Here is a 22,645-nt window from a genome sequence, read left to right as displayed (position 1 = left end):
CTCCTTCAGCGTCGTGAGCCCAGGACCGCATCGTAAAGCGTTGCCACGACGGAGCGGTATACCGCGGTCGACAACGACGAGATTCGGGCCGCGGCGTTGTCTGCGCTCTAGGCGTCGTCTGGCCGGCGTTCGGGCGTCTGATCGGCTCCGCCGCGTAGGGACTCGGCCAGCTGACGTTGTGCGTTACGACGCTGGCGCCGGCTCCGGCGCGACTCCGCAGGAGTGACGCGTTCGTTTGCCGTTTTCACCAGTGCGGACATGGCTGCTCGCAGCTGGCCGGCACGCTCCCCGAGCCCAGCGATGAACTGCTCCGCCTCTTCGGCGCTCGACATCTCTCCGACGTTCGGCCCGTCGTCGAACCGAGAGAAAGCGGCACCCACCACGATCATTTCCTGCCAGCAACGCACGTCGACCACAGCTAGCGAGCCAACCTCGAACGCGCGACGCAATCCAAAAATTGCTGCCGCGTATGCACTTTCAGTCTCACGTATCCGGGCGCTGATCGCTGGCAGGTTGTCCGCGCGGTCCTGCCGAATCTCTTCGATCAGATCCGTCAGCACGCGGCGCCAGTTGAGGATTCTCAGCTGAAACTCATGGCCCGCGGGCGAGTTACCCGTTCGCGGCCAGCTTGGACAGCAGCGCCGCAATCTCACGGTCGCGGCCCTGCGCGGCGTGCTGGTAACGCATCGCAGCGGCCGGCGTCGAATGTCCAAGGCGCGCCATACGTTCCGCCAAGCTGGCGCCGGTCGCCGCCGCGAGGACAGCGCCAGAATGCCGTAAGTCATGCCAGCGCAAGTCATCTCGTCCCGCCTTCGCCCGCGCCGTGTAGAACCGGCGGTACAGCGTCGCCGGCGCCAGGTGCCCACCGCCGACCGCCGGGAACAGCAGCGCGTCAGGCTTGGCGCCGACGTGCTTGGAAAGGTGCGCCTCGATCGCCGGAATCAGGTGCGGCGGTATCGCCACGTCGCGGATACCCGCGTCGGAGTTCGGTGTGGTGACCTTGAATCCGTCATCGGTGCGCACCACCGCGCGCCGCACCCGCACCACTTCGTCGCGTAGATCAATGTCCCTGCGCCGCAGCTCGGTCAGCTCCCCGAACCGCATCGCCAGCCACGCGGCGAACAGCACCATCAGCGACCACTGCGCCGGCATCTCGTCGGCAATCACGCCAATCTCGGCGACGGTCGCCGGCCGCACCTTGTGGACCCGCTTGGTGGTCCCGGCCCCGCGGATCTGACACGGATTCTGACCGATCAGGCCGTCGCTCGCGGCCGTCGCCATGACGGTCCGCAGCAGCCCGTAAGCGTGGGCGCGCATTGTCGGCTTGTCTGTCAGTGTCGCTCCGTACCATTCCCGAACGTCCTCGGCCGTGATGGACGCGATCGGCAATGCCCCAAACGTGTCGGCCAGGTGGTCGTCGAGCAACTTGCGGTAGTGCTCGCGGGTGCGGTCCTTGAGCGGCCGACCACCGACCTGTCGAGTCGCCAGCCACGTCTCTACGTACTCGCCGAAGGTGATCTTGGGCGCTTGGACAGCATCGGGTGGTTGCCACGCCTTCGAGATGATTTCGGCCTGCCGCAGCGACAGCCACGCCCGGGCATCCCGCTTCGCGACGAATGTCGTCGGCGCCTTGTGACGGCGCCCGTCGGGCCCGTAATACTGCGCCCGGTAGCGACCGCTGGGCAGTTGGTCGACGGATCCGAACGTGCCCGATTTCGCGTTCTTGCGTGCCACCCGAGGACCCCCAGCGCGATAGATCGTTGTTCACTGGATGAGTTCACGTGAACTGGCCGTGAACTCATCCAGCAACTTTTGCTTCCGTATGGTTCCGTCTGGTTCACGCTACACTGTGCCATGAAATCGCAGTTAGAGGCACAAAACGCGAGGTCAGACCATACTCATCAGCAAACGCTCTGAGCTAGTTCAATTCCAGTATCGCGCACCGAGTTTTCCGCAGGTCAGGGGCGGTATTAGGCACGCGTGAGGCCACACCACAGCCCTAACCGTTCCGACCGCGAGAGACGTGCCGATTCAGGTATTCGTCCAACGCCCGCCGGAGCACTTCGCTAGGACTTGTCTGATGGGTGACCGCGAATGCCTCCAGGCGTCCATCGAGTTCCGCGGACAGCCGCACCGTTCGTGTTGGGCTAACGCCGCGACGCTCGCCGCCGACCGGGCGCCCCATCTGCAGCGACGACCCCATCTCCAAAGGGCCACTCACGGTGTACTCGCCGCTTTCCACCGCGTCGCTCATCGCCGCATAGTCTTCTGCGCGTCTCTTTGCCATTTCGTCAGCACTCCTTTCCGTACTGCGGTCCGATGAACTGGCGTTGCGGAACGGATTACGTCCCGCAGGTCGATTAGGCCGCCAGACAGGTCGAAAACGTCTCGCGCCCTACCTCGGGTGAGCAGCATCGCGTGAAAAACCACCCACGTTTCGCCGTCCTCATCCTCGGCGCCAACTTCGATCCACGGCTCGTTCTCGATCCTTCCGATGAACACGTAGGCATCCGCGTCCGGGTAGGCGGTGGTGATCGCATACCGCAGAAGCGGATACGTGATAATCGCGCGGATCTCATCGCCTGTGATGTTGTGTCGCCAGGCGGTCGGCCGGTACTCGATCCGCACCGTAAAAGTGTAAGACACTTATTGCGCAGTTGCAATCATAATGACTTCTGTTGTGACGCCGGAACACCGACGAAGCTATCTCCTCATCCTCAGGTCCGGCGCGGGAATTTCAAACCGATGAGGCCGCTTCAATAACCGGCCAGCCATGGCCCCACTTGGTGTGACTGGGACCGACGGGCCAGTCGGCATGTCAGGTGGTTAAGGCCGATTCCTAGTCGTCGTCATCGTCGTCATCATCCTCATCGTCGCCGTCCTCGTCATCGCCGTCATCGTCGTCATCACCATCGTCATCATCGCCGTCGTCATCGGACTCATCAGAGTCGTCCTCGTCGTCGGACTCCTCAGCGTCGACGTAATCGTCGGAGTCCTCGTACGCCTCAGCCTTGTCCGCGTACTTCACCAAGAGCTCGGCCAGTTCCCGCGCCTCGTCGGGTTCCAATAAATCGTCGAACACCTGTTTGTCGTCCTCGGAGATGCGCTCGACGTAAACCGCGTTGCCCTTGGCGCCGACGTCCCACCGGCCCCCCTCGTGCCCAGCCATCCGCTGCCGCCTTCCGACTAGTGACCTCATCCAGACCTGGCGCGCCCGACGCCGATGCGGCGTTGGTTACCCATTTCGAGCCGGCCGCGCTACCTCAATTTGGATGTTCGTCACGCACGAAGTCGAAGAGTCCTACGGGTTCTCCTCGATCACGCACTGCACAATCGCGTTGGCGAGGGCCGGCTCGAATCCCTGCTGCGAAAGCTTCTGCGCTTCCGCGCTCGGGGAAACACCAGACTTGAGATCCATCGCGACAGTTCCTGCCAGCTGCGTATTGGTGGGGTCGTGATTGTTGATCGGGACGTTTTTGACGGTACCCACGCAACGGCGGTAACCGCTGAGGTCGGCGTGCGCGGACGGCGCCGCAATCAGCACGCCCGAGGTGACAGACAAAGCCGCGGCGGCCGCCGCGGCGACATTGGTGAAACGCATGCTCCATGATATCGCCGGGTATGCCGCAGGCAAAGGACTTTTCAGGACCCGATGCGCAAATGGAATCGCATTGCCATGCAATGCTTTTCACACGCGGTCGGCCCGCATGTCCATGTCGATGGTGCCCTGGCACGCGCCGCTCCAGATGTCGGTGTGCATGACACCGGCGAGCGACCCGTCGGGCTGGGGCGTGTAGCGCACCTCGGCATGCGCCGGATTCCACTCGATCGAGGTGTCGGGCATCATGCAATCCCACTGGAAATCGCTGACCTGCTTCCACGACGACCCATCCCAGGTGAACTGCACCGGTTGCGGAACCGTCGGGTTGCTGGGCGGCGGCCCGCTGACGATCGTCGCCACGCACGTCCCGCCCGAACAGCTCGAGCGGAACCCGTAGGTAGCGGTGTGCTGCACCTCGGGGTCACCGACCGCCATGCTCGTCCCGGACTTCGGGCCCACCATGAACGTGATCGCGTACTCGCCGTTCCACGACGCGGTATCGGCGGCCGCACTCGGGGCAAGCGACACGGCGACCGCCAACGCGCACACGCCGGCAACACCGCTCAAACCGTATGGAGCCATCACTACATCCTGTTCCGCCGCGCCGCCGGCGACAAGCCCCCGACCGTGCGCCGAGCGTGACGTCAGGTCGAAAAATCGCGCCGATTTCGCCGTGGCGTCGCCGTGGCGTCACGCTCGGCGCGACGACGAGCGTCCGGCCAAGTCCTCAAGGAGATCGGCTGCGCGGGTGGCGCTTTCGGCAGCCGGAGTCATCCGCGAAGCCACGGCGCGGGCGCGCGCGGCGCAGTCCGAAACCAGGATCGACCGCAAATCCGCGGCCAAAGACTCCACAGTCGTGGAGACGAACGGGCGCCCCGCACCGACACCCAGCCGTTCGACGCCGGCCGCCCAGACCGGCTGATCGAGCCACAGCCACAGCACCAACGCCGGGATCCCGGCGCGCAGCCCCGCGGCCGTGGTGCCGGCGCCGCCGTGGTGGACGACCGCGCGGCACGCCGGGAGGACTGCGGCGTGGTTCACCGCGTCGACAACCCTGACGTGGTCGAACGACGGCGCGCCGGCGAAGTCGTTGGGGCCGCTGCAGATCAGCGCCCGCTCCCCCAGCCGCGCGCAGGCCGCGCCGATCATGCCCACCAAGTCGCCCGGCGACGCGACCGGCGTGCTGCCCAGCCCGAAGCAGATCGGCGGTGTCCCCGCGCCGACCCACGACAGCACGTCGGCGTCGCCATCAACAGGCACCGAGAGCGTCAGCGCCCCGACGAACGGCCCACCCGAATCCACCCAATCGGGCCCGGGCAGGCACAACTCGTCGTAGGCCTGAATCTCCAGACAACAGCCCAACGCACCCGTCTCCGGCAGGCCGAGCGCGCGACGCTGCGCCGCCGCAACGTCCGCCGTCATGCTCGAATACAGCGCCCCGGTGGACAACAACCGCGCGGGAAAGAAATGCAGCGCGGCCGCCGGGATGCCGCAGTACTCGGCGACGTTGGCGGCCAGCTCCTGCTCGTTGATGCCCGCCACCAGCAGGTCGGCCCCGGCCGCCAGCGACGTGAGCGTCGCGGTCTTGTCCGTCCAGACCCGGGTGAGACGTTCCATCACCTCGCCCAGCGCGCCGATCGGGTTCGCGACGCCGCCGACGAAGCCCGCGGCCGCGCCCATCTGCTCCCGCATGTCCGGCCCATAGGCGACCGCGGCGATGTCCACCGCCGAGACGAAGCCGACCATGTCGGGCGAGACCGCAATGCGGACGTCGTGCCCCCGCCGGCGCAGCTCCCGACCGGCCGCGGCGCAGGGCTCGACGTCGCCGCGGCTTCCGTAGCAGGCCAGCACGAACCTCACCGGCGGAACCTAATCCAGTTGAGCGACACCGCGCAGGCGAGCATATTTGGCTGATGCATGTCATCAATGGGGTGCGCGACCCCGCGGCGAGCTTCCCGATCGACACCACGGCCGACGACGCGAGCGAACGCCGCCAGGCAAACCGGGCCGTGGCCGTCAGCGCGGTCGGCTTGGCGCTGACCGGGCTGCTCGAACTGGCCATCGCGCTGGTGTCCGGGTCGGTGGCGCTGCTCGGCGACGCGCTGCACAACCTGTCGGACGTATCGACCAGCGCGGTGGTGTTCGTCGGGTTCCGCGCCTCCCGCAAGGTCCCCACCGAGCGTTATCCCTACGGCTACGAACGCGCCGAAGACCTCGCCGGAATCGGTGTGGCCCTGGTGATTTGGGGCAGCGCCGCCGTCGCCGGATTCGAAAGCATCAGCAAGCTGCTGCGCCACGGCGGCACCGCGCATTTGGGCTGGGGCATCGCCGCCGCGGCGGTGGGCATCGTGGGCAACCAGCTGGTGGCCCGCTACAAGCTGGTGGTGGGGCGGCGGATTCGCTCGGCGACGATGGTGGCCGACGCCAAGCATTCCTGGCTCGACGCGCTGTCCTCGGCCGGGGCGATGCTGGGGCTGATCGGCGTGGCGCTCGGCTGGCCCTGGGCCGACGCGGTCGCCGGAATCGTCGTCACCGCGTTCATCTGCCACGTCGGCTGGGAGGTGACCGCCGACATCGCGCACCGCCTGCTCGACGGCGTCGACCCCGACATCATCGCGACGGCCGAGTCCGCGGCCACGACGGTCCCCGGCGTCATGCACGCCCACGCCCGGGCCCGCTGGACCGGGCGGACCCTGCGCGTCGAGGTGGAAGGCTTCCTGCAACCGGAAACCCCACTGGCACAAGCGGATCAGATCGGCCGCGGTGTGGCCGCCCAGCTGGCGCCCCGGATCCCGGACATGCACAGCTTCACCTGGACGGCGCGCGCGGCGGACCCGATCTCGCGCTGACTCTGCGCTGGTGGCGGCCCCTACTCGCACTTTTGCGCCATAGACGCAGAGTCAACAGGGGTGACGCATCAGCCGCCGGGCGACAGCGCCTGCGGGCAATAGACATGCGCCGCGATCGCGGTGAACCGGGCGGCGTTGTCGCCGTGCAGCCCGGAATTCTGGGCCTGGATCGCCTTGACGACGTCCACCATCTGCGTCCCTTTGCCCACCTCATCGCACACCCACTTGCCGGCCCCGATCGCCCGTCCGGGGTCCGGGTAGGTGATGCCGGCCGCCCGCAGCGAGGCCAAAAACGCGTCGTCGTTGCCGTCGGCGCGCGCGGGCCCCGCCATGCCGAGCAGCGCGGCAAGGCCCCCCAGGGTCAGCAGCAGTGACTTCACGATCCCCCGATCGTCGCAGAGCGGCGGCCCGCGCGCCATCCCACACCCGCGTCAACCCAAGGTTGACACACGACCAGCGTCAACCTACCGTTGACGGCATGCCGATCGCCTACCCCGTCCGCCTCGACGAGCTGATCAGTGCCATCAAAAACGTCCACCCCGACGTGCTCGACCAGCTCGCCGACGCCGTGCTGGCGGCCGAGCACCTGGGCGAGGTCGCCGATCACCTGATCGGGCACTTCGTCGACCAGGCCCGCCGCTCCGGGGCGTCGTGGACCGACATCGGCAAGAGCATGGGCGTCACCAAGCAGGCCGCCCAGAAGCGGTTCGTGCCGCGGGCCGAGGCCACCACGCTGGACCCCGAACAGGGCTTCGGACGGTTCACGCCCCGGGCCCGCAACGCCGTGGTCGCCGCCCAGAACGCCGCGCACGAGGCCGCCAATCGCGAGATCACGCCCGAGCATCTGCTGCTGGGCGTCCTCAGCGATCCGGCGGCGCTGGCCACGCAGCTCCTGCGCAAACAGATCGACGTCGACGCGCTGCGTGCCGACGTGACGCTGCCGCCCGCCTGCGCCGAAACACCGGAACTCATCCCGTTCAGCGGCCCGGCGCGCAAGGCACTGGAACTGACGTTCCGCGAGGCACTTCGCCTCGGGCACAACTACATCGGCACCGAGCACGTGCTGCTGGCGCTGCTGGAACTCGAGGACGGCGCCGGGCCGCTGCACCGGGCCGGCGTCGACAAGGAGCGCCTCGAGGTGGACCTCCTCGACGCGCTCGAAGCGCTGGCCGGGGGCAAGAACCCCTCCCCTTCGCCGTAGCCCGTGTGCGATCATGCGAAGATGCGCCGCTGGCTGATCGCCCTGTCCGCCGTGCTCGTCGCCGCCGCGAGCGTCACCGCCGCCGGCGCGGTGTCAGCGCCGAAAGCGCGGGCCGGCGACGCGCCGATCGGCCACATCGGCGACACCCTGCGCGTCGACACCGGCACCTACGTCGCCGACGTCACCGTCAGCAGCGTGGCACCCTGCGACCCGCCGCCGGGATTCGGCTACACGCGCAGCGGCGTTCCGATCAAAAGCTTCCCCGGCAGCACCCCCACCCGCGCCGACGTGACGGTCCGCGCGGTGCGGGTGCCCAACCCGTACGTCATGGCGACCGACTTCAGCTTCGACGGCGTGACCCCGTTCGCCGACGCCTACAAGCCGCGCGCCTCGGATGCGCCCGACGCGCTGGACACCGTGCTCGGCAACGCGCCGAACGGGGCGATCGTGCGCGGCGGGGTGTATTGGGACGCCTACCGCGACCCGGTCTCGACGGTGGTGTTGCTGGACCGCAAGACCGGGTATCACCTCGCGCAGTGGAATCTCTGACACTCGCGACGGAGTTGGCCGACGTTGCCGCGCGCACCTTTCCGCTGGCCTGTCCCCCGGCGACCGCCCCGGACGACATCGCGGCGTTCGTCGCCGCCAACCTGTCAGCCGAACGCTTCAGCGAGTACCTCGCCGACCCGCGCCGCGCGGTCCTGACCGCCGAGCGCGGCGGCCGAATCATCGGTTACGCCATGCTCGTTCGCGATGGCCATGACACGGCCGAACTGTCGAAGATCTACGTGTTGCCCGGCCACCACGGCGGCGGGGCGGCGACAGAGTTGATGGACCGCGCGCTGGCCGCCGCCGCAGAATGGGGCGCAAGCCGCGTGTGGCTCGGCGTCAACGAGAAAAACGAACGCGCCCAACGCTTCTACGCCAAGCGCGGCTTCACGATCGACGGCACCAGGACCTTTCAGGTGGGCGCCCGCACCGAAAACGACTACGTCATGGCGCGGTCAGTGCCAGCAGCCGCGACGTCGCCCGCAGGTACTTCTTCCGATACCCGCCGGCCAGCATCTCCTCGCTGAAGATGGCGTCCAGCTTCGCCCCGGACGCCACCACCGGAATGCCGGCGTCGTAAAGGCGGTCGGTCAGCGACACCAGCCGCAGCGCGACATTCTGGTCGTCGACGGGATGCACGCCGGTCACGAACACCGCCGTCACGCCCTCGATCAACCTCAGATACCGCGACGGATGCATGGTGGCCAGATGCGCGCACAGCGCGTCGAAGTCGTCCAGCGTCGCGCCCCCGACCCGACAGGCGCGCGCGGTCACCTCGGCGTCCGTCAACGGCTGCGGCGCGGGCGGCAGGCCGCGGTGCCGGTAGTCGGGACCCTCGATGCGCACGGTGGTGAAAATGCTTGCCAGCGTGTTGATTTCGCGCAGAAAGTCCTGGGCGGCGAAGCGGCCCTCGCCGAGCTGCTCGGGCAGGGTGTTGGAGGTGGCGGCCACCGACACGCCCCGCTCGACCAGCGAGGAGAGCAGCCGCGAGATCAGCGTGGTGTTGCCGGGGTCGTCGAGCTCGAACTCGTCGATGCACACCGCGGTGTAGCCGGCCAGCATCTCGATGCACTCGGCGAAGCCGAACACCCCGGCGAGCTGGGTGAGCTCACCAAAGGTGGCGAACGCCTTGGGACTTGGCGGTTCAGGCCCATCACCCGGCAACCGGTAGTAGGCCGAGGCCAGCAGGTGGGTCTTGCCCACGCCGAAGCCGCCGTCGAGGTAGAGGCCCACGCCGGGCAACACGACCCGGCGCCCCAACAGTTTTTGGCGGCCGGCGCGGCGCTCCACGGCCTGGCGGCAGAAGTCCTGACAGGCCGCGACGGCCGCGGCCTGCGTCGGCTCCCCGGGGTCCGGCCGGTACGTGGCGAAGCTGACGTCGGCGAACGTTGGGGGCGGGCGCAATTGGGCGATCAGCCGCTGCGGCGACACGCTCGGATGCCGATCCACCAGGCGGGCCACCCGGTGCGAAGCCGACCCGTGCATGCACCGAACTGTAGCGGCGTGCTGCAATCGAGCTCATGCTGACGCTGCTCGGCTCGACACGGGACCTCGACGACGCCGACCTGCCCGCGCTGTACGCCTACCCCGACGGCGACACCACGTGGGTGCGGGCGAACTTCATCGCCAGCGTGGACGGCGGCGCCACCGCCGGCGGCAGCAGCGGCGGCATGGGCGGGCCCGGCGACCGGCACGTCTTCAACCTGCTGCGCGAGCTGGCCGACGTGATCGTGGTCGGGGCGGGCACCGTGCGGATCGAGGGATATTCCGGCGCGCAGCTGGGCGTCGCCGAGCGCCAGGGCCGCCAGGCCCGCGGGCAAGGCGAGCTCCCGCCGATCGCGATCGTCACCAAGTCCGGCCGCCTCGATCGCGACATGCCGGTGTTCACCCGCACCGAGGTGCCGCCGCTGGTGCTCACCTGCACCGCGGCCGCCGACCAGACCCGACGCCTGATCGGCGACCTGTGCGAGGTGATCGACTGCTCCGGCGGCGATCCCGCCACGGTCGACGAGGTCGCACTGCTGCAGGCCCTCGCGGCGCGCGGGCTGCGCCGCGTCCTCACCGAGGGCGGCCCGACGCTGCTCGGCACGTTCATGCAGCGCGACCTGCTCGACGAGCTGTGCCTGACGATCGCGCCCTACCTCGTCGGCGGGCTCGCCCGGCGCATCGCGGCGGGCCCGGGCGAGCTGCTGACCCGCATGCGCTGCGCGCACGTCCTGACCGACGACGGCGGCTACCTTTACACCCGCTACGTCAAGCGATAGCTAGGGTGGTCGGCATGAGTCGGCGCATCGCGATGGTCCTGCTCGCGGTCGCCGCGACACTGGCCGGCTGCGTTCCGGGCCTGGCCGCCGACCCGCGCTTCGCCACCAACTCCGGCGCCCGGCCCCAGGGCGTGCCGCCCGCCAAGCCGCCGCCGGGCGGACCGCCGCCGATCGCCGCGCCCAAGAACGACCTGTCCTGGCGCGACTGCACGTCGAAGGTCTTCACCGACGCGGCCGTGCCCGCGACGCCGGGAGTGCAGCTCGACTGCGCGAATTACGACGCCGACCTCGACCCGGTCAACGGCGGGTCGGGCACGCTGACCATCGGCGTGGTGCGCGCCCGCTCGGACAAGACCCCGCACGACGCGGGCCCGCTCGTGTTCACCACGGGCTCCGACCTGCCGTCGTCGACGCAGTTGCCGGCGTGGCTCGCCCGGGCGGGCGCCGACGTGCTGCAGACGCACCCCATCGTCGCCGTCGACCGGCGCGGCACGGGCATGTCCAGCCCGATCGACTGCCGCGACCAGCTGGACCGTCAGGCGATGCGCGACCAGGCGCAATTCCAGACCGGCGACGACCCGGTCGCCAACCTTTCCGACATCTCCAACACCGCCACCACGAACTGCACCGACGCCCTGTCGCCGGGCGCGTCGGCCTACGACAATTCGCACGCCGCCTCCGACATCGAGCGGCTGCGCACGCTGTGGGACGTCCCCGCGGTCGCCCTGATCGGGGTCGGCAACGGCGCCCAGCTGGCGTTGGCGTATGCCGCGTCGCGGCCCGACCGGGTCGCCCGGCTGATCCTCGACTCCCCGGTCGCGCTCGGCGTCAGCGCCGAAGGGGCCGCCGAGCAACAGGCCAAGGGCCAGCAGGCCGCGCTCGACGCGTTCGCCGCGCAGTGCGTCGCGGTCAATTGCGCGCTGGGCTCCGATCCGAAGGGCGCCGTCGACGCGTTGTTGTCCGACGCCCGCGCCGGACATGGTCCCGGTGGGGCGTCGGTCGCGGCGGTGGCCAACGCCATCACCGTCGCGCTGGGCTTCCCCGCCGGGGGGCGCGTCGGCGCCACGACGAACCTGGCCAACGCGCTGGCGGCCGCCCGTTCCGGTGACGTCAACCAGCTGAACAACCTCGTCAACCACGCCTATGCCGCCGACGATTCCGACGGCCAGTTCGTCAGCTCCTGCAGCGACGCCATCAACCGGCCCACCCCGGACCGGGTGCGCGAGCTGGTGGTGGCGTGGGCCAAGCTCTACCCCCAATTCGGAACCGTCGCCGCGCTCAACTTGGTGAAATGCGTGCACTGGCCGACGATTCCGCCGCCGGCGCCGCCGAAGAACCTCAAGATCGACGTCCTGCTGGCCGGCGTGCAGAACGACCCGATCGTCGGCAGCGAGGGCGTGGCCCAGACGGCGGCCACCATCATCAACGCCAACGCGGCCAGCAAGCGGGTGATGTGGCAGGGCATCGGTCACGGCGCGAGCATCTATTCGCCGTGCGCGGTCCCGCCGCTGATCGGCTACCTCAACAGCGGCAAGCTGCCGGGGACCGACACCTACTGTCCCGCCTGACAGTTCGTGGTGCTGTGCCCCGGTGTACGGTGCGCTGGTGACGGCAGCTGACTCGATCCTGGCCGCGTTTCGTCCCCGCACCGGCGCACCGAACGCCGCGACGATATTACGGTCGGCGCTGTGGCCGCTGGCCATCCTGTCGGTGTTGCACCGCAGCATCGTGCTCACCCTCAACGGCAACATCACCGACGATTTCAAACCGGTCTACCGGGCGGTGCTGAACTTCCGGCGCGGCTGGGACATCTACAACGAGCACTTCGACTACGTCGACCCGCACTACCTGTATCCGCCCGGCGGCACCCTGCTGATGGCGCCCTTCGGCTACCTGTCGTTTACGCCGTCGCGATACCTGTTCATCTCGATCAACACCGTGGCCATCCTGATCGCCTGGTACCTGTTGCTGCGGCTGTTCAACTACACGCTCTCCTCGGTGGCCGCCCCCGCCCTGCTGCTGGCCATGTTCTGCACGGAAAGCGTGACCAGCACGCTGGTGTTCACCAACATCAACGGGTGTGTCCTGCTGGCCGAGGTGCTGTTTTTGCGGTGGCTGCTGGACGGGAAGGTCGCCCACCAATGGTGGGCCGGGCTCGTGATCGGCCTGACACTCACGCTGAAACCCGTGCTGGGGCCGCTGCTGTTGCTGCCACTGCTCAACCGCCAGTGGCGGGCACTGGTGCCCGCGTTCGTCGTTCCCGTCGTCGTCAACGTCGCCGCCTGGCCCCTGGTCAGCGATCCGATGGACTTCGTCACCAAAACCCTGCCCTACATCGGGGGCGTGCGGGACTACTTCAACAGCTCGATCGAGGGCAACGGCGTGTACTTCGGCCTGCCCACCTGGCTGATCGTGTTCCTGCGGCTGCTGTTCACGGTGCTGGCCATCGGGGCCGTGTGGCTGCTGTACCGCTACTACCGCACCCGCGATCCGCTGTTCTGGTACACCAGCTCGTCGGGCGTGCTGCTGCTGTGGTCGTGGCTGGTGCTGCCGCTGGCCCAGGGCTACTACTCGATGATGCTGTTCCCGTTCCTGATGACGGTCGTGCTGCGCAACTCGCTGATCCGCAACTGGCCGGCGTGGCTGGCGGTGTACGGCTTCATGGCGCTCGACGACTGGCTGATCTACCGGTGGATGAGATACGGTCGCGCGCTGCACTACCTCAAGATCACCTACGGCTGGTCGCTGCTGCTGATCGTGGCGTTCACCGTGCTGTTGTTCCGGTATCTGGATGCGAAGGCCGAGAGGCGGCTGGAGGACGGGATCGACCCGGCGTGGCTGACGGCTGAGCGGCGGCGCGACGCGGTGATCGCAAGCGCGGCGGAGCCGGGCGCAGCGGGTCAGCGCAATTGAGGCTAGCGTGGATGCATGACGCGCCATCGACGATGCAGAGCGAAGCGATGAGGTGGGCGCACCTCCAGCTTGCGGGGGAGAGTGGCGCACTATGAGTAGCCCGAAGCTTCGGCTGACCGACGACGAGTGGCGCGAGAAACTCACCCCGGAAGAGTTTCAGGTACTGCGCCAGGCCGGCACCGAGCGGCCGTTCACCGGCGAGTACACCGACACCAAAACCCAGGGCGTCTACCAATGCCGGGCGTGCGGCGCCGAATTGTTCCGCAGCACCGAGAAATTCGAGTCGCACTGCGGCTGGCCGTCGTTCTTCGACCCGGCAAACTCCAGCGCGGTGTTCCTGCGCGCCGACTACTCGCTGGGGACCACGCGCACCGAGGTGCTGTGCGCCAACTGCCACAGCCACCTGGGCCACGTGTTCACCGGCGAGGGTTATCCCACGCCGACCGACCAGCGCTACTGCATCAACTCGATCTGCCTGAAGCTAGTGCCGTCCTGAGCGTTCGCGAGAGCGCAAGTATCGACGCGTTTCTCGAGAAGCCACGTCGCTAGTTGCACTCTCGCGACCCGTCAATCCACCCGGGTGGCGTGGACTTCCCAGAACGGGGCGTGCACCCGGCCGTTGTTCAGCCACGGCTCCATCGCGCGGAACCGGTCCATCAGCGACTGCAGCTGGTCGGCCATGTCGGGGTTGCGCGCGGCCATCATCTCGATCGTCTGGGTGCTCAGGTTGACCAGATAGGTCGTCGGGCCCAGGTAGGTGATCTCCCACCCGCCGCCGGGCAGCACCTGGCTGAAGTCGTCCTCGGACAGCGACCGCAGCATCTTGAAGCCGTTGACGTCGTGCTCGCCGAACTCGAACATGTACAGCCGGGCCCCCGGCTTCGTCGCCCGGTGCAGCGCCCGCACGTAGGCGTGCTGCAGGTCGGGATCGGTGCTGAAGGTGTGGTAGAAGGCGCAGTCGACGACGGTGTCGAACCGGTCGTCGAACCCGTCGAGCTTCGTGGCGTCGGCCAGCTCGAAATTCACCGACACCCCGGCGCGGCGCGCGTTCTCCCGCGCCCGCTCCAGCGCAGTCGCCGACCCGTCGATGCCGGTCGCCGAAAAACCCTGGGACGCATAGTAAATCGCGTGGTGGCCCGGCCCGGTGCCCGGGTCGAGCACCTCGCCCTTGACCGCGCCCAGCGCGACCAGCCGCTGCACCACCGGCTGCGGGCCGCCGATGTCCCACGGCGTGGCCGCGGGCAACCCGTGCGACATCCGGTCGTCGCGGTACATCTCCTCGAAGCGGGTCGGATCGGTCGGGTCGGGGGCGGTCATGGCAGCGCACCCACCAACTGCTCGACGCCCACCCGCGGCCCGGTGAAGAACGGCGTCTCGGCGCGGGTGTGGCGGCGGGCGTCGGTGGCGCGCAGATCGCGCATCAGGTCGACGATGCGGTCCAACTCGGGGGCCTCGAACGCCAGGATCCATTCGTAGTCGCCCAGCGCGAACGCCGGCACGGTGTTGGCGCGGACGTCCTTGTAGCCGCGGGCGGCCATGCCGTGCTCGGACAGCATGCGGCGGCGTTCCTCGTCGGGCAGCAGGTACCACTCGTAGGACCGCACGAACGGATAGACGCAGACGTAGGCGCCCGGCTCCTCGCCGGCGATGAAGGCCGGGACATGGCTCTTGTTGAACTCGGCCGGCCGGTGCAGCGCGACGCTGCTCCACACCGGCGAGCAGGCCCGGCCCAGCAGGGTGGCGCGCCGGAAGTCGGCGTAGGTCGCCTGCAGCGGTTCGACGCGTTCGGCGTGCGTCCAGATCATGAAGTCGGCGTCGGCGCGCAGGCCCGCCACGTCGTAGAGGCCGCGCACCACGACGCCGCGCTCCTCCTGCTGCTTGAAAAAGGTGGCGGCGTCGTCGATGACGGCGGCGCGGTCGTCACCGAGTTCACCGGGCCGCACCGAGAACACCGAGAACATCAGGTAGCGAAGCTGCGAGTTGAGCGCGTCGTAATCGAGTTTTGCCATGAGACCTATCGTGCCATTTCCGCGTGCAGCGCCTCGACCGCGCGTCCGGCGGCCCCGATGCAGGCCGGCACCCCGATGCCGTCCAGGTAGCTGCCGGCCACGGCGAGCGTCGGGGGCAGACCGGCGCGCACCTCGGCGACCAGATCCGCGTGGCCGGGGCCGTACTGCGGCATCGCGTCGACCCAGCGCTGCACGCGGGCGTCGAGCGGGTCGACGGCGAGCCCGAACACGTCGACGAGGTCGCTCAACGCCCAGCCCAGCAGCTCGTCGTCGGCGGCGCTACGAGCCACCCGGTCACCGAAACGCCCGAACGACAGCCGCAGGAATTGCACGTCGCCGCCGATGCCCCACTTGCGTGACGACAGCGTAATCGCCTTGGCGCGCAACGGTTCACCGCCGGCCACCAGCACGCCGGAGCACTCGGGAAACGGCGTGTCGCCCGGCACCGCGAGCGCCACCACCACCGACGACGCGCTCTCGATGCGGCCCGCGGCCGCCGACGTCCGCGGCGCCACCTCGCGCACCAGGGCCGCCAGCCGCGGGGCCGGGACCGCCAGGATCACCGCGTCGGCGCGCCAGCGGGCGCCGGCGTCGTCGTGCAACTCCCAGCCCGGTTCCAGCCGCGCGACCCCCGCGCGCACCCAGCGCACCCGGGCGCGCTCGACGAGCGCGTCGATCAGCGTCCGGTAGCCGCCGTCCAGCGCGCCGAACACCGGCGCCCCGGTGGCCGGCGGCAACGCCTGGCGCACCGCGTCGGTCAGGCTGGCCGCGCCGCGATCCAGGGCCGCCGCGACGCCGGGGGCCGCCGCGCGCAGGCCGATCGTCGCCGCCGAGCCCGCGTACACCCCGCTCAGCAGCGGGTCCACCGACCGGGCCACCACCTGCTCGCCGAACCGGTCGCCCACCAGGGCGGCCACCGCGGGGTCGCTGCCGGGGCGCCACTCCAGCGGCCGCGAAGACTCGGCATCGATGCGCCCCACCGTCGCCTCGTCGACCAAGCCCGCGACCGACGCCCCCGACGACGGGATCCCGGCGACCGTGCCGGCCGGCAGCGGGTACAGGTCGCGGCCGCTGTAGATCAGGGGCCGGGCGCCGGTGGTGGCCAGCTGCCGGCCCGCCAGGCCGAGCTCGGCCAGCAGCGCCGGCATTTCGGGCCGGCGCAGCACGAACGCCTCCGCGCCCAGGTCCGTCGGCCGCCCGGCGACGCGCCCGGTGCGCAGCACACCGCCGAGCTCCCCGGGCTCGAACAGCGTGATCGTCGCGTCGTCACCGGCCGCCGCGCGCAGCCGGTATGCCGCCGTGAGCCCCGAGATCCCGCCGCCCACAACGCAATAGGAAGGAGAGCAATACGAACGCGTCATAGCGAATGGACCAGCGCGACCAGCTCGGTCAGCACGCCGGGGTCGGTGTCGGGCAGCACGCCGTGCCCGAGGTTGAAGACGTGGCCGGCCGCCCCGGCGTCGACGGCACGGCGGCCGTCGTCGATGACGGCCCGCGCGGCGCGCTCGGTCACCGGCCAGCCCGCCAGCAGCATCACCGGGTCGAGGTTGCCCTGCAGCGCGGTGCCGGGTTCGACGCGGGCGGCGGCATCGACGAGCGAGGTGCGCCAGTCCACGCCGACGACGGTGGCCTGCCCGGGTTTCATGCCGCACTTCAGCGCCCCCGACATCGCGCCCAGCAGCTCGGCGGTGCCGACCCCGAAGTGCGTCATCGGCACGCCGTGCTCGGACAGCGTGGCGAACACCCGCGAGCTGTGCGGCAGCACGCTCTGGCGGTAGTCGGACAGCGACAGTGTCCCCGCCCACGAGTCGAACACCTGGATGGCGTCCACCCCGGCCTCGATCTGGGCGCGCAGGAACGCGATGGTCAGGTCGGTCAGCTTCTCCATCAGCGCATGCCAGCTGTGCGGCTCGGCCAGCATCATGGCCTTGGTGCGGGCGTGGTTGCGGCTGGGGCCGCCCTCGACCAGGTAGGACGCCAGCGTGAACGGCGCCCCGGCGAACCCGATCAGCGGCACCTCGCCCAGCGCGCCGACGAGCAGCGACACCGCGTCCGACACCGGCCGAACCGCTTGCGGGTCAAGGGGTTTCATGGCGTCGACGTCGGCGTCGGTGCGCACCGGGTGGGCGATGACCGGCCCGACGTCGGGGACGATGTCCAAGTCGATGCCCGCGGCGCGCAGCGGCACCACGATGTCTGAGAACAGGATCGCCGCGTCCACGCCGTGGCGGCGGATCGGCTGCAGCGTGATCTCGCAGGCCACCTCGGGCTCGAAGCAGGCCGCCAGCATGCTGTGCCGTTCGCGCAGCGCGCGGTATTCCGGCAGCGAGCGGCCGGCCTGCCGCATGAACCACACCGGCACCCGGCTGGGCTTGCGCCCGGCCACGGCGGCCAGGTACGGCGAATCGGTAAGGTCGCGACGAGTACTCATCGAAGTCAATGCTGCCATGACGTTCAGGAGCGACCCGAATATGCCGAGTTACGACGAGTTCCCCAGCCTGCGCTTCGAAGCCGGCGAGAACGGCGTGCTGACGCTGGTTCTGGACTCCCCCGGCCTGAATTCGGTGGGCCCGCAGATGCACCGCGACCTCGCCGACGTGTGGCCGGTGCTCGACCGCGATCCGGCGGTGTGCGCCGTCCTGGTCCGCGGCGAGGGCAAGGCCTTCTCCTCCGGCGGAAGCTTCGACCTGATCGACGAGACCATCGGCGACTACGAGGGCCGGGTCCGCATCATGCGCGAGGCCCGCGACCTGGTGCACAACATGATCAACTGCGACACCCCCGTCGTCTCGGCGATCCGGGGGCCGGCGGTCGGCGCGGGCCTGGTGGTGGCCCTGCTCGCCGACATCTCGGTGGCCGGCCGCACCGCCAAGCTCATCGACGGGCACACCAAGCTCGGGGTCGCCGCGGGCGACCACGCCGCGATCTGCTGGCCGCTGCTGGTCGGCATGGCCAAGGCCAAGTACTACCTGCTGACCTGCGAGACCCTGCTGGGCGAGGAGGCCGAGCGCATCGGCCTGGTCTCCACCTGCGTCGACGACGACGACGTGCTCCCGACGGCCGCCCGCATCGCCGAGAACCTGGCGCAGGGCGCGCAGCACGCAATCCAGTGGACCAAGCGCAGCCTGAATCACTGGTACCGCATGATGGGCCCCACCTTCGAGACGTCGGTGGGCCTGGAATTCCTCAGTTTCAGCGGCCCCGACGTGCGGGAGGGGCTGGCCGCCCACCGCGAGAAGCGCCCCGCCCGCTTCACCGGCGGCTCCGTCACCTGACCAGCGATTATGCCCTCACCGGGGCGGCGCTGCGCGCAGGTAACGGGTTGGTCGCGAGGGGCGCGGAATTCGGCGCGCCTGTTTCGGCGCGTCGGCCTGGAGGTCTACCGTCGAACGCTGTGACCTCGACTGAACCGGCCCCATTCCGCGAGGCGGTGGCGGCGATGAACGCCGTCTCCGTGCGGCCGGAGATCGAGCTGGGCCCGATCCGGCCACCGCAGCGGCTGGCCCCCTACAGCTACGCGCTGGGTGCCGAGGTCAAGCACCCCGACCTGGAGATCGTCCCGGAGCGCTCCGAGGGCGACGCGTTCGGCCGGCTGATCCTGCTGTACGACCCGGACGGCGCCGACGCCTGGGACGGCACCATCCGTCTGGTCGCCTACATCCAGGCCGACCTCGACCCCAGCGAGGCCGTCGACCCCCTGCTGCCGGAGGTGGCGTGGAGCTGGCTGGTCGACGCGCTGCAGTCGCGCCTCGAGCAGACCACCGCCCTGGGCGGCACCGTCACCGCCACCACCTCGGTGCGCTACGGCGACATCTCCGGACCTCCCCGCGCCCACCAGCTGGAGCTGCGCGCGTCGTGGACGGCGACCACGCCCGACGTCGGGGCCCACGTCGAGGCGTTCTGCGAGGTGCTGGAGCACGCGGCTGGCCTGCCGCCGACCGGAGTCACCGACCTGAGCTCGCGGTCACGCGCCTGACATGGGCGAACCGGGGGCCTGCGGGCCCGACAGCACCGCGCCCGAAAGCACCGAAGGCACCCCTGAACCCACCCCGCTGCCGCACCCGGCCGACGGCGTTCCCGACCTTGCCGTGTCGGTCCGCGAGATCGAGGACGCCGCGCGGCTGCTGGACCGCGGGCACGGGCCGTTCGCGGTGGACGCCGAGCGGGCGTCGGGTTTCCGCTACTCCAACCGGGCCTACCTGATCCAGATCCGGCGCGCGGGGGCCGGCACGGTGCTCGTCGACCCCGTCAGCCACGGCGCCGACCCGCTGACGGCGCTGCGGCCGGTCGCCGAGGTGCTCGGCACCGACGAATGGATCCTGCACTCCGCCGACCAGGACCTGCCGTGCCTCGCCGAGGTCGGCATGCGGCCGCCGGCCCTCTACGACACCGAGCTCGCCGGGCGGCTGGCCGGGTTCGACCGGGTGAACCTGGCGACCATGGTCGAGCGGCTGCTGGGCTTCGGGCTGGCCAAGGGCCACGGCGCGGCCGACTGGTCCAAGCGGCCGCTGCCCGACGCGTGGCTCAACTATGCGGCCCTGGATGTGGAGTTGCTCATCGAGCTGCGCGCGGCGATCTCGGGCGTGCTGGCCGAGCAGGGCAAAACCGGTTGGGCCGCCGAGGAATTCGACTACCTGCGCGACTTCAAGACGGGCGACGGCGACGCCGCCGCGGCCGCGCGGCGGGACCGCTGGCGGCGGACGTCGGGGATTCACCGGGTGCGCGACCGCCGCGGCCTCGCCGCGGTGCGCGAGCTGTGGCTGGCGCGCGACCGCATCGCCCAGCGCCGCGACATCGCCCCGCGCCGCGTGCTGCCGGATTCGGCCATCATCGACGCCGCGGTCGCCGACCCGAAGACGGTCGAGGAGCTCGTCGCCCTGCCGGTGTTCGGCGGGCGCAACCAGCGCCGCAGCGCCGAGGTCTGGCTGGCGGCGCTCAAGGCGGCCCGGCACAGCCAGGACCCGCCGGAGGACGCCGAGCCGCCCAACGGCCCGCCGCCGCCGGCGCGGTGGAGCAGGCGCAAGCCCGAGGCCGCAGCCCGACTCGAGGCCGCCCGCGCGGCGCTGGGGGAAGTCTCGGAACGCGTGCATGTCCCCACTGAGAACCTGATCTCGCCCGACCTGGTGCGACGGCTGTGCTGGGACTGGGAGCCGGCACCGGAGCCGTTGGCGGCCATCGACGAGTTCCTGCGGGCCGGGCAGGCGCGGGCGTGGCAGCGCGAGCTCGTCGACCCCGCACTGGCGCGGGCGCTGACTGATTCGACTTGACTCTGCGCTGAGGGCGCGGCCTTCTCGCACTTTTGCGCCGTAGGCGCAGAGTCAACGGCTAGTCGAGGTGCTGCCGGAATTCGGACTCGGTGGCGTCGGTGACCTTGGCGCCCAGCGCGGCGACCCACCCGGTGACGCGCCGCGCGATGTCCTGGTCGGTCAGCCCCTGATCGGCCAGCACCTCACCGCGCGAGGCGTGCTCGTAGAACTGCTGGGGCAACCCGACGTCGCGGCAGGGCGTGTCGATCTCCGCGCGCCGCAGCGCCGCCGACACCGCCGACCCGACGCCGCCGTTGACGCCGTTGTCCTCGCACGTGACGACCAGCTTGTGCTGCGCGGCCATCTGCACGACGCCGTCGGGCACCGGCAACACCCAGCGCGGGTCGACCACGGTCACCCCGATGCCCTGGGTGTGCAGCCGCTTGGCCACCTGGAGCGCCATCGGGACGAACGCGCCGACGGCCACCAGCAGCACGTCGTGGTTGCTGCCCGCGGCCGGCACCGCGAGCACGTCGACACCCGAAACCCGCTCTAGGGCCGGAATGTCTTCCCCCACATCGCCTTTGGGGAAACGCAGCACCGTCGGGCCGTCATCGACGTCCAGCGCCTCGCCGAGCTCCTCGCGCAGCCGGGTGGCGTCGCGGGGCGCGGCGACCCGGATGCCGGGCACGATGTTGAGCATCGACAGGTCCCACACCCCGTTGTGGCTGGCGCCGTCGGAACCGGTGACCCCGGCCCGGTCGAGCACCATCGTGACGGGCAGCTTGTGCAGCGCGACGTCCATCATGATCTGGTCGAAGGCCCGGTTGAGGAACGTCGAATAGATGGCGACCACCGGGTGCATGCCGCCCATCGCCAGACCGGCCGCCGACGTCATCGCGTGCTGCTCGGCGATGCCGACGTCGAATAGGCGGTCCGGGAACTGCTGCCCGAACGCCGTCAGCCCGGTCGGCCCGGGCATGGCCGCGGTGATGGCCACGACGTCGCGGCGCACCCTCGCGCAGGCGATCAGGGCGTCGGAGAAGGTCGCCGTCCAACTGGGGCCGGCGATCTTGGTGGCCAGCCCGGTGGCCGGATCGATCACGCCGCAGGAGTGCATCTGCTCGGCCTCGTCGTCCTCGGCCGGCCCGTAGCCCATGCCCTTGCGCGTGACGACGTGCACGACCACCGGGCGCCCGAAGCCGCGCGCGTGGCGCAGCGCGGCCTCCACCGCGCGCTCGTCGTGGCCGTCGACCGGCCCGACGTACTTCAGCCCGAGATCGGTGAACAGCAACTGCGGTGACAGCGAGTCCTTGATGCCGGCCTTGACGCTGTGCATGAAGCGGTAGGCGATCTGGCCGAACAGCGGCAGCGAGCGCACCACGTCGCGGCCCCGCTCCAGGGCCTGCTCGTAGGCCGGCTGCAGTCGCAGCGTGGCCAGGCGGTCGGCGACACCGCCGATGGTGGGCGCGTAGCTGCGGCCGTTGTCGTTGACGACGATGATCACCGGGCGGCGCGAGGCGGCGATGTTGTTCAGCGCTTCCCAGCACATACCGCCGGTGAGCGCGCCGTCGCCCACCACCGCGACGACGTGCCGGTTGCGGTGCCCGGTCAGCTCGAACGCCTTCGCCAGACCGTCGGCGTAGGACAACGACGCGCTGGCATGGCTGGACTCGACCCAGTCGTGCTCGCTCTCCGCGCGCGACGGATACCCCGACAGCCCACCCTTTTTGCGCAGGCTTTCGAAGTCGTGAGCGCGCCCCGTCAGCATCTTGTGGACGTAGGCCTGATGCCCGGTGTCGAAGACGATCGGGTCGTGCGGGGAGTCGAACACCCGGTGCAGGGCCAGCGTCAACTCGACCACGCCGAGATTGGGTCCCAGGTGCCCCCCGGTGGCAGCAACCTTGTGAATCAGGAACTCGCGAATCTCGGCGGCCAGCTCGCGAAGCTGATGTTGGGAAAGGTGCTGCAGATCTGCGGGCCCGCGGATCTGTTCCAGCATCCCGACAGTCT

General features: G+C 69.9%; 23 protein-coding genes and 2 pseudogenes. 11 read left to right on the top strand and 14 right to left on the bottom strand.

Translation table 11 applies throughout. The features are described from left to right. Positions 1–107: 107 nt before the first annotated feature. From AC5Y43_RS01690 to AC5Y43_RS01660, 7 genes are all read right to left on the bottom strand, one after another. Positions 108–560 (bottom strand): hypothetical protein, encoded by a 453-nt coding sequence (locus AC5Y43_RS01690; RefSeq protein WP_499968643.1) that lies wholly within the window; start codon positions 558–560, stop codon positions 108–110. 49 nt (positions 561–609) lie between these two features. After that, positions 610–1,734: a tyrosine-type recombinase/integrase gene (locus AC5Y43_RS01685; protein WP_499968641.1), complete on the bottom strand. Its 1,125-nt coding sequence runs from the start codon at positions 1,732–1,734 to the stop codon at positions 610–612. A 516-nt stretch (positions 1,735–2,250) separates the two neighbouring features. Next, the gene (locus AC5Y43_RS01680) at positions 2,251–2,628 is read right to left on the bottom strand and encodes a hypothetical protein (protein WP_499968639.1); all 378 of its coding nucleotides are present in this window, start codon (positions 2,626–2,628) and stop codon (positions 2,251–2,253) included. Positions 2,629–2,839: 211 nt separating this feature from the next. After that, on the bottom strand, positions 2,840–3,169 hold the full coding sequence (locus AC5Y43_RS01675; protein WP_499968637.1) for a hypothetical protein: 330 nt from the start codon (positions 3,167–3,169) through the stop codon (positions 2,840–2,842). A 132-nt stretch (positions 3,170–3,301) separates the two neighbouring features. Beyond that, positions 3,302–3,601: a hypothetical protein gene (locus tag AC5Y43_RS01670; protein ID WP_499968635.1), complete on the bottom strand. Its 300-nt coding sequence runs from the start codon at positions 3,599–3,601 to the stop codon at positions 3,302–3,304. A gap of 87 nt (positions 3,602–3,688) precedes the next feature. Next, positions 3,689–4,183, bottom strand: coding sequence for an Rv2253 family sensor-like surface protein (locus AC5Y43_RS01665; protein WP_499968633.1), 495 nt, complete (start codon positions 4,181–4,183; stop codon positions 3,689–3,691). A gap of 108 nt (positions 4,184–4,291) precedes the next feature. Next, positions 4,292–5,461 carry a glycosyltransferase gene (locus AC5Y43_RS01660; protein WP_499968631.1) on the bottom strand — a complete coding sequence of 390 codons (1,170 nt, stop codon included), beginning with the start codon at positions 5,459–5,461 and terminating at the stop codon, positions 4,292–4,294. Between the two features lie 53 nt (positions 5,462–5,514). Here AC5Y43_RS01660 and AC5Y43_RS01655 point away from each other — a divergent pair, with 53 nt between their 5' ends. Then, positions 5,515–6,450 (top strand): cation diffusion facilitator family transporter, encoded by a 936-nt coding sequence (locus AC5Y43_RS01655; RefSeq protein WP_499968629.1) that lies wholly within the window; start codon positions 5,515–5,517, stop codon positions 6,448–6,450. A 68-nt stretch (positions 6,451–6,518) separates the two neighbouring features. Here AC5Y43_RS01655 and AC5Y43_RS01650 read toward each other — a convergent pair whose 3' ends face one another. Beyond that, positions 6,519–6,830, bottom strand: coding sequence for a DUF732 domain-containing protein (locus AC5Y43_RS01650; RefSeq protein ID WP_499968627.1), 312 nt, complete (start codon positions 6,828–6,830; stop codon positions 6,519–6,521). Between the two features lie 98 nt (positions 6,831–6,928). Here AC5Y43_RS01650 and AC5Y43_RS01645 point away from each other — a divergent pair, with 98 nt between their 5' ends. From AC5Y43_RS01645 to AC5Y43_RS01635, 3 genes and pseudogenes are all read left to right on the top strand, one after another. Beyond that, on the top strand, positions 6,929–7,651 hold the full coding sequence (locus AC5Y43_RS01645; RefSeq protein WP_499968625.1) for a Clp protease N-terminal domain-containing protein: 723 nt from the start codon (positions 6,929–6,931) through the stop codon (positions 7,649–7,651). Between the two features lie 21 nt (positions 7,652–7,672). Then, positions 7,673–8,200, top strand: a complete 528-nt coding sequence (locus AC5Y43_RS01640; protein WP_499968622.1) for a hypothetical protein — start codon at positions 7,673–7,675, stop codon at positions 8,198–8,200. Next, positions 8,197–8,661: pseudogene (locus AC5Y43_RS01635) on the top strand (GNAT family N-acetyltransferase); the annotation flags it as partial. The gene AC5Y43_RS01640 and the pseudogene AC5Y43_RS01635, both read left to right, overlap by 4 nt. On the opposite strand, the pseudogene zapE reads toward AC5Y43_RS01635, so the two are convergent. Next, positions 8,645–9,722, bottom strand: a pseudogene (zapE, locus tag AC5Y43_RS01630) (cell division protein ZapE). The pseudogenes AC5Y43_RS01635 and zapE sit on opposite strands and share 17 nt — an antisense overlap. On the opposite strand from zapE, the gene AC5Y43_RS01625 reads away from it, so the two are divergent. The 4 genes from AC5Y43_RS01625 (at position 9,721) to msrB (ending at position 13,873) form a co-directional block, all read left to right on the top strand. After that, on the top strand, positions 9,721–10,464 hold the full coding sequence (locus tag AC5Y43_RS01625) for a pyrimidine reductase family protein (RefSeq protein WP_499968620.1): 744 nt from the start codon (positions 9,721–9,723) through the stop codon (positions 10,462–10,464). The pseudogene zapE and the gene AC5Y43_RS01625 overlap by 2 nt on opposite strands. Beyond that, entirely contained in the window at positions 10,461–12,032 is a 1,572-nt protein-coding gene (locus AC5Y43_RS01620; protein WP_499969369.1) for an alpha/beta fold hydrolase, read from the top strand. The genes AC5Y43_RS01625 and AC5Y43_RS01620 overlap by 4 nt, the downstream gene beginning before the upstream one ends. Positions 12,033–12,054: 22 nt before the next feature. After that, positions 12,055–13,377 (top strand): arabinofuranan 3-O-arabinosyltransferase, encoded by a 1,323-nt coding sequence (aftC, locus tag AC5Y43_RS01615; protein ID WP_499968618.1) that lies wholly within the window; start codon positions 12,055–12,057, stop codon positions 13,375–13,377. Positions 13,378–13,468: 91 nt separating this feature from the next. Next, complete coding sequence (msrB, locus tag AC5Y43_RS01610) at positions 13,469–13,873, top strand: peptide-methionine (R)-S-oxide reductase MsrB (protein WP_499968615.1); 405 nt, start codon at positions 13,469–13,471, stop codon at positions 13,871–13,873. Positions 13,874–13,944: 71 nt separating this feature from the next. Here the strand turns inward: msrB and AC5Y43_RS01605 are convergent, their stop codons facing one another. The 4 genes from AC5Y43_RS01605 to hemE are packed head-to-tail and all read right to left on the bottom strand — an operon-like array spanning position 13,945 to position 17,817. Then, positions 13,945–14,694: a class I SAM-dependent methyltransferase gene (locus AC5Y43_RS01605; protein WP_499968613.1), complete on the bottom strand. Its 750-nt coding sequence runs from the start codon at positions 14,692–14,694 to the stop codon at positions 13,945–13,947. Next, positions 14,691–15,386, bottom strand: a complete 696-nt coding sequence (gene hemQ / locus AC5Y43_RS01600) for a hydrogen peroxide-dependent heme synthase (RefSeq protein WP_499968611.1) — start codon at positions 15,384–15,386, stop codon at positions 14,691–14,693. The genes AC5Y43_RS01605 and hemQ overlap by 4 nt, the downstream gene beginning before the upstream one ends. Positions 15,387–15,391: 5 nt before the next feature. Beyond that, a complete protein-coding gene (locus AC5Y43_RS01595; protein ID WP_499968607.1) occupies positions 15,392–16,747 on the bottom strand; it encodes a protoporphyrinogen oxidase in 1,356 nt (451 codons plus the stop codon). Continuing rightward, a complete protein-coding gene (gene hemE, locus AC5Y43_RS01590; protein ID WP_499968605.1) occupies positions 16,744–17,817 on the bottom strand; it encodes a uroporphyrinogen decarboxylase in 1,074 nt (357 codons plus the stop codon). The genes AC5Y43_RS01595 and hemE overlap by 4 nt, the downstream gene beginning before the upstream one ends. Positions 17,818–17,857: 40 nt before the next feature. On the opposite strand from hemE, the gene AC5Y43_RS01585 reads away from it, so the two are divergent. The 3 genes from AC5Y43_RS01585 to AC5Y43_RS01575 all read left to right on the top strand — a co-directional run bounded on the left by AC5Y43_RS01585 (position 17,858) and on the right by AC5Y43_RS01575 (position 20,653). Then, entirely contained in the window at positions 17,858–18,661 is an 804-nt protein-coding gene (locus tag AC5Y43_RS01585; RefSeq protein ID WP_499969366.1) for an enoyl-CoA hydratase/isomerase family protein, read from the top strand. A gap of 164 nt (positions 18,662–18,825) precedes the next feature. Continuing rightward, positions 18,826–19,362 carry a DUF3000 domain-containing protein gene (locus AC5Y43_RS01580; protein ID WP_499969362.1) on the top strand — a complete coding sequence of 179 codons (537 nt, stop codon included), beginning with the start codon at positions 18,826–18,828 and terminating at the stop codon, positions 19,360–19,362. 1 nt (position 19,363) lies between these two features. Next, a complete protein-coding gene (locus AC5Y43_RS01575) occupies positions 19,364–20,653 on the top strand; it encodes a ribonuclease D (RefSeq protein ID WP_499968603.1) in 1,290 nt (429 codons plus the stop codon). 58 nt (positions 20,654–20,711) lie between these two features. Here the strand turns inward: AC5Y43_RS01575 and dxs are convergent, their stop codons facing one another. Next, positions 20,712–22,634 carry a 1-deoxy-D-xylulose-5-phosphate synthase gene (gene dxs / locus AC5Y43_RS01570; protein ID WP_499968601.1) on the bottom strand — a complete coding sequence of 641 codons (1,923 nt, stop codon included), beginning with the start codon at positions 22,632–22,634 and terminating at the stop codon, positions 20,712–20,714. Between the last annotated feature and the right edge of the window lie 11 nt (positions 22,635–22,645).

Source organism: Mycobacterium sp. NGS57 (assembly GCF_059812405.1).
The sequence above is the reverse complement of the archived record's forward strand: the minus strand, read 5'-3'. Positions and strand labels throughout refer to the sequence as shown.

Bases quoted from the DNA above. Each gene is read 5' to 3' on its own strand.
- AC5Y43_RS01675 (WP_499968637.1), bottom strand. From the start codon at position 3,169: ATGGCTGGGCACGAGGGGGGCCGGTGGGACGTCGGCGCCAAGGGCAAC.
- AC5Y43_RS01670 (WP_499968635.1), bottom strand. From the start codon at position 3,601: ATGCGTTTCACCAATGTCGCCGCGGCGGCCGCCGCGGCTTTGTCTGTC.
- AC5Y43_RS01665 (WP_499968633.1), bottom strand. From the start codon at position 4,183: ATGGCTCCATACGGTTTGAGCGGTGTTGCCGGCGTGTGCGCGTTGGCG.
- AC5Y43_RS01655 (WP_499968629.1), top strand. From the start codon at position 5,515: ATGCATGTCATCAATGGGGTGCGCGACCCCGCGGCGAGCTTCCCGATC.
- AC5Y43_RS01645 (WP_499968625.1), top strand. From the start codon at position 6,929: ATGCCGATCGCCTACCCCGTCCGCCTCGACGAGCTGATCAGTGCCATC.
- AC5Y43_RS01640 (WP_499968622.1), top strand. From the start codon at position 7,673: ATGCGCCGCTGGCTGATCGCCCTGTCCGCCGTGCTCGTCGCCGCCGCG.
- AC5Y43_RS01625 (WP_499968620.1), top strand. From the start codon at position 9,721: ATGCTGACGCTGCTCGGCTCGACACGGGACCTCGACGACGCCGACCTG.
- msrB (WP_499968615.1), top strand. From the start codon at position 13,469: ATGAGTAGCCCGAAGCTTCGGCTGACCGACGACGAGTGGCGCGAGAAA.
- AC5Y43_RS01605 (WP_499968613.1), bottom strand. From the start codon at position 14,694: ATGACCGCCCCCGACCCGACCGATCCGACCCGCTTCGAGGAGATGTAC.
- hemQ (WP_499968611.1), bottom strand. From the start codon at position 15,386: ATGGCAAAACTCGATTACGACGCGCTCAACTCGCAGCTTCGCTACCTG.
- AC5Y43_RS01595 (WP_499968607.1), bottom strand. From the start codon at position 16,747: ATGACGCGTTCGTATTGCTCTCCTTCCTATTGCGTTGTGGGCGGCGGG.
- hemE (WP_499968605.1), bottom strand. From the start codon at position 17,817: ATGAGTACTCGTCGCGACCTTACCGATTCGCCGTACCTGGCCGCCGTG.
- AC5Y43_RS01585 (WP_499969366.1), top strand. From the start codon at position 17,858: ATGCCGAGTTACGACGAGTTCCCCAGCCTGCGCTTCGAAGCCGGCGAG.
- AC5Y43_RS01580 (WP_499969362.1), top strand. From the start codon at position 18,826: ATGAACGCCGTCTCCGTGCGGCCGGAGATCGAGCTGGGCCCGATCCGG.
- AC5Y43_RS01575 (WP_499968603.1), top strand. From the start codon at position 19,364: ATGGGCGAACCGGGGGCCTGCGGGCCCGACAGCACCGCGCCCGAAAGC.
- dxs (WP_499968601.1), bottom strand. From the start codon at position 22,634: ATGCTGGAACAGATCCGCGGGCCCGCAGATCTGCAGCACCTTTCCCAA.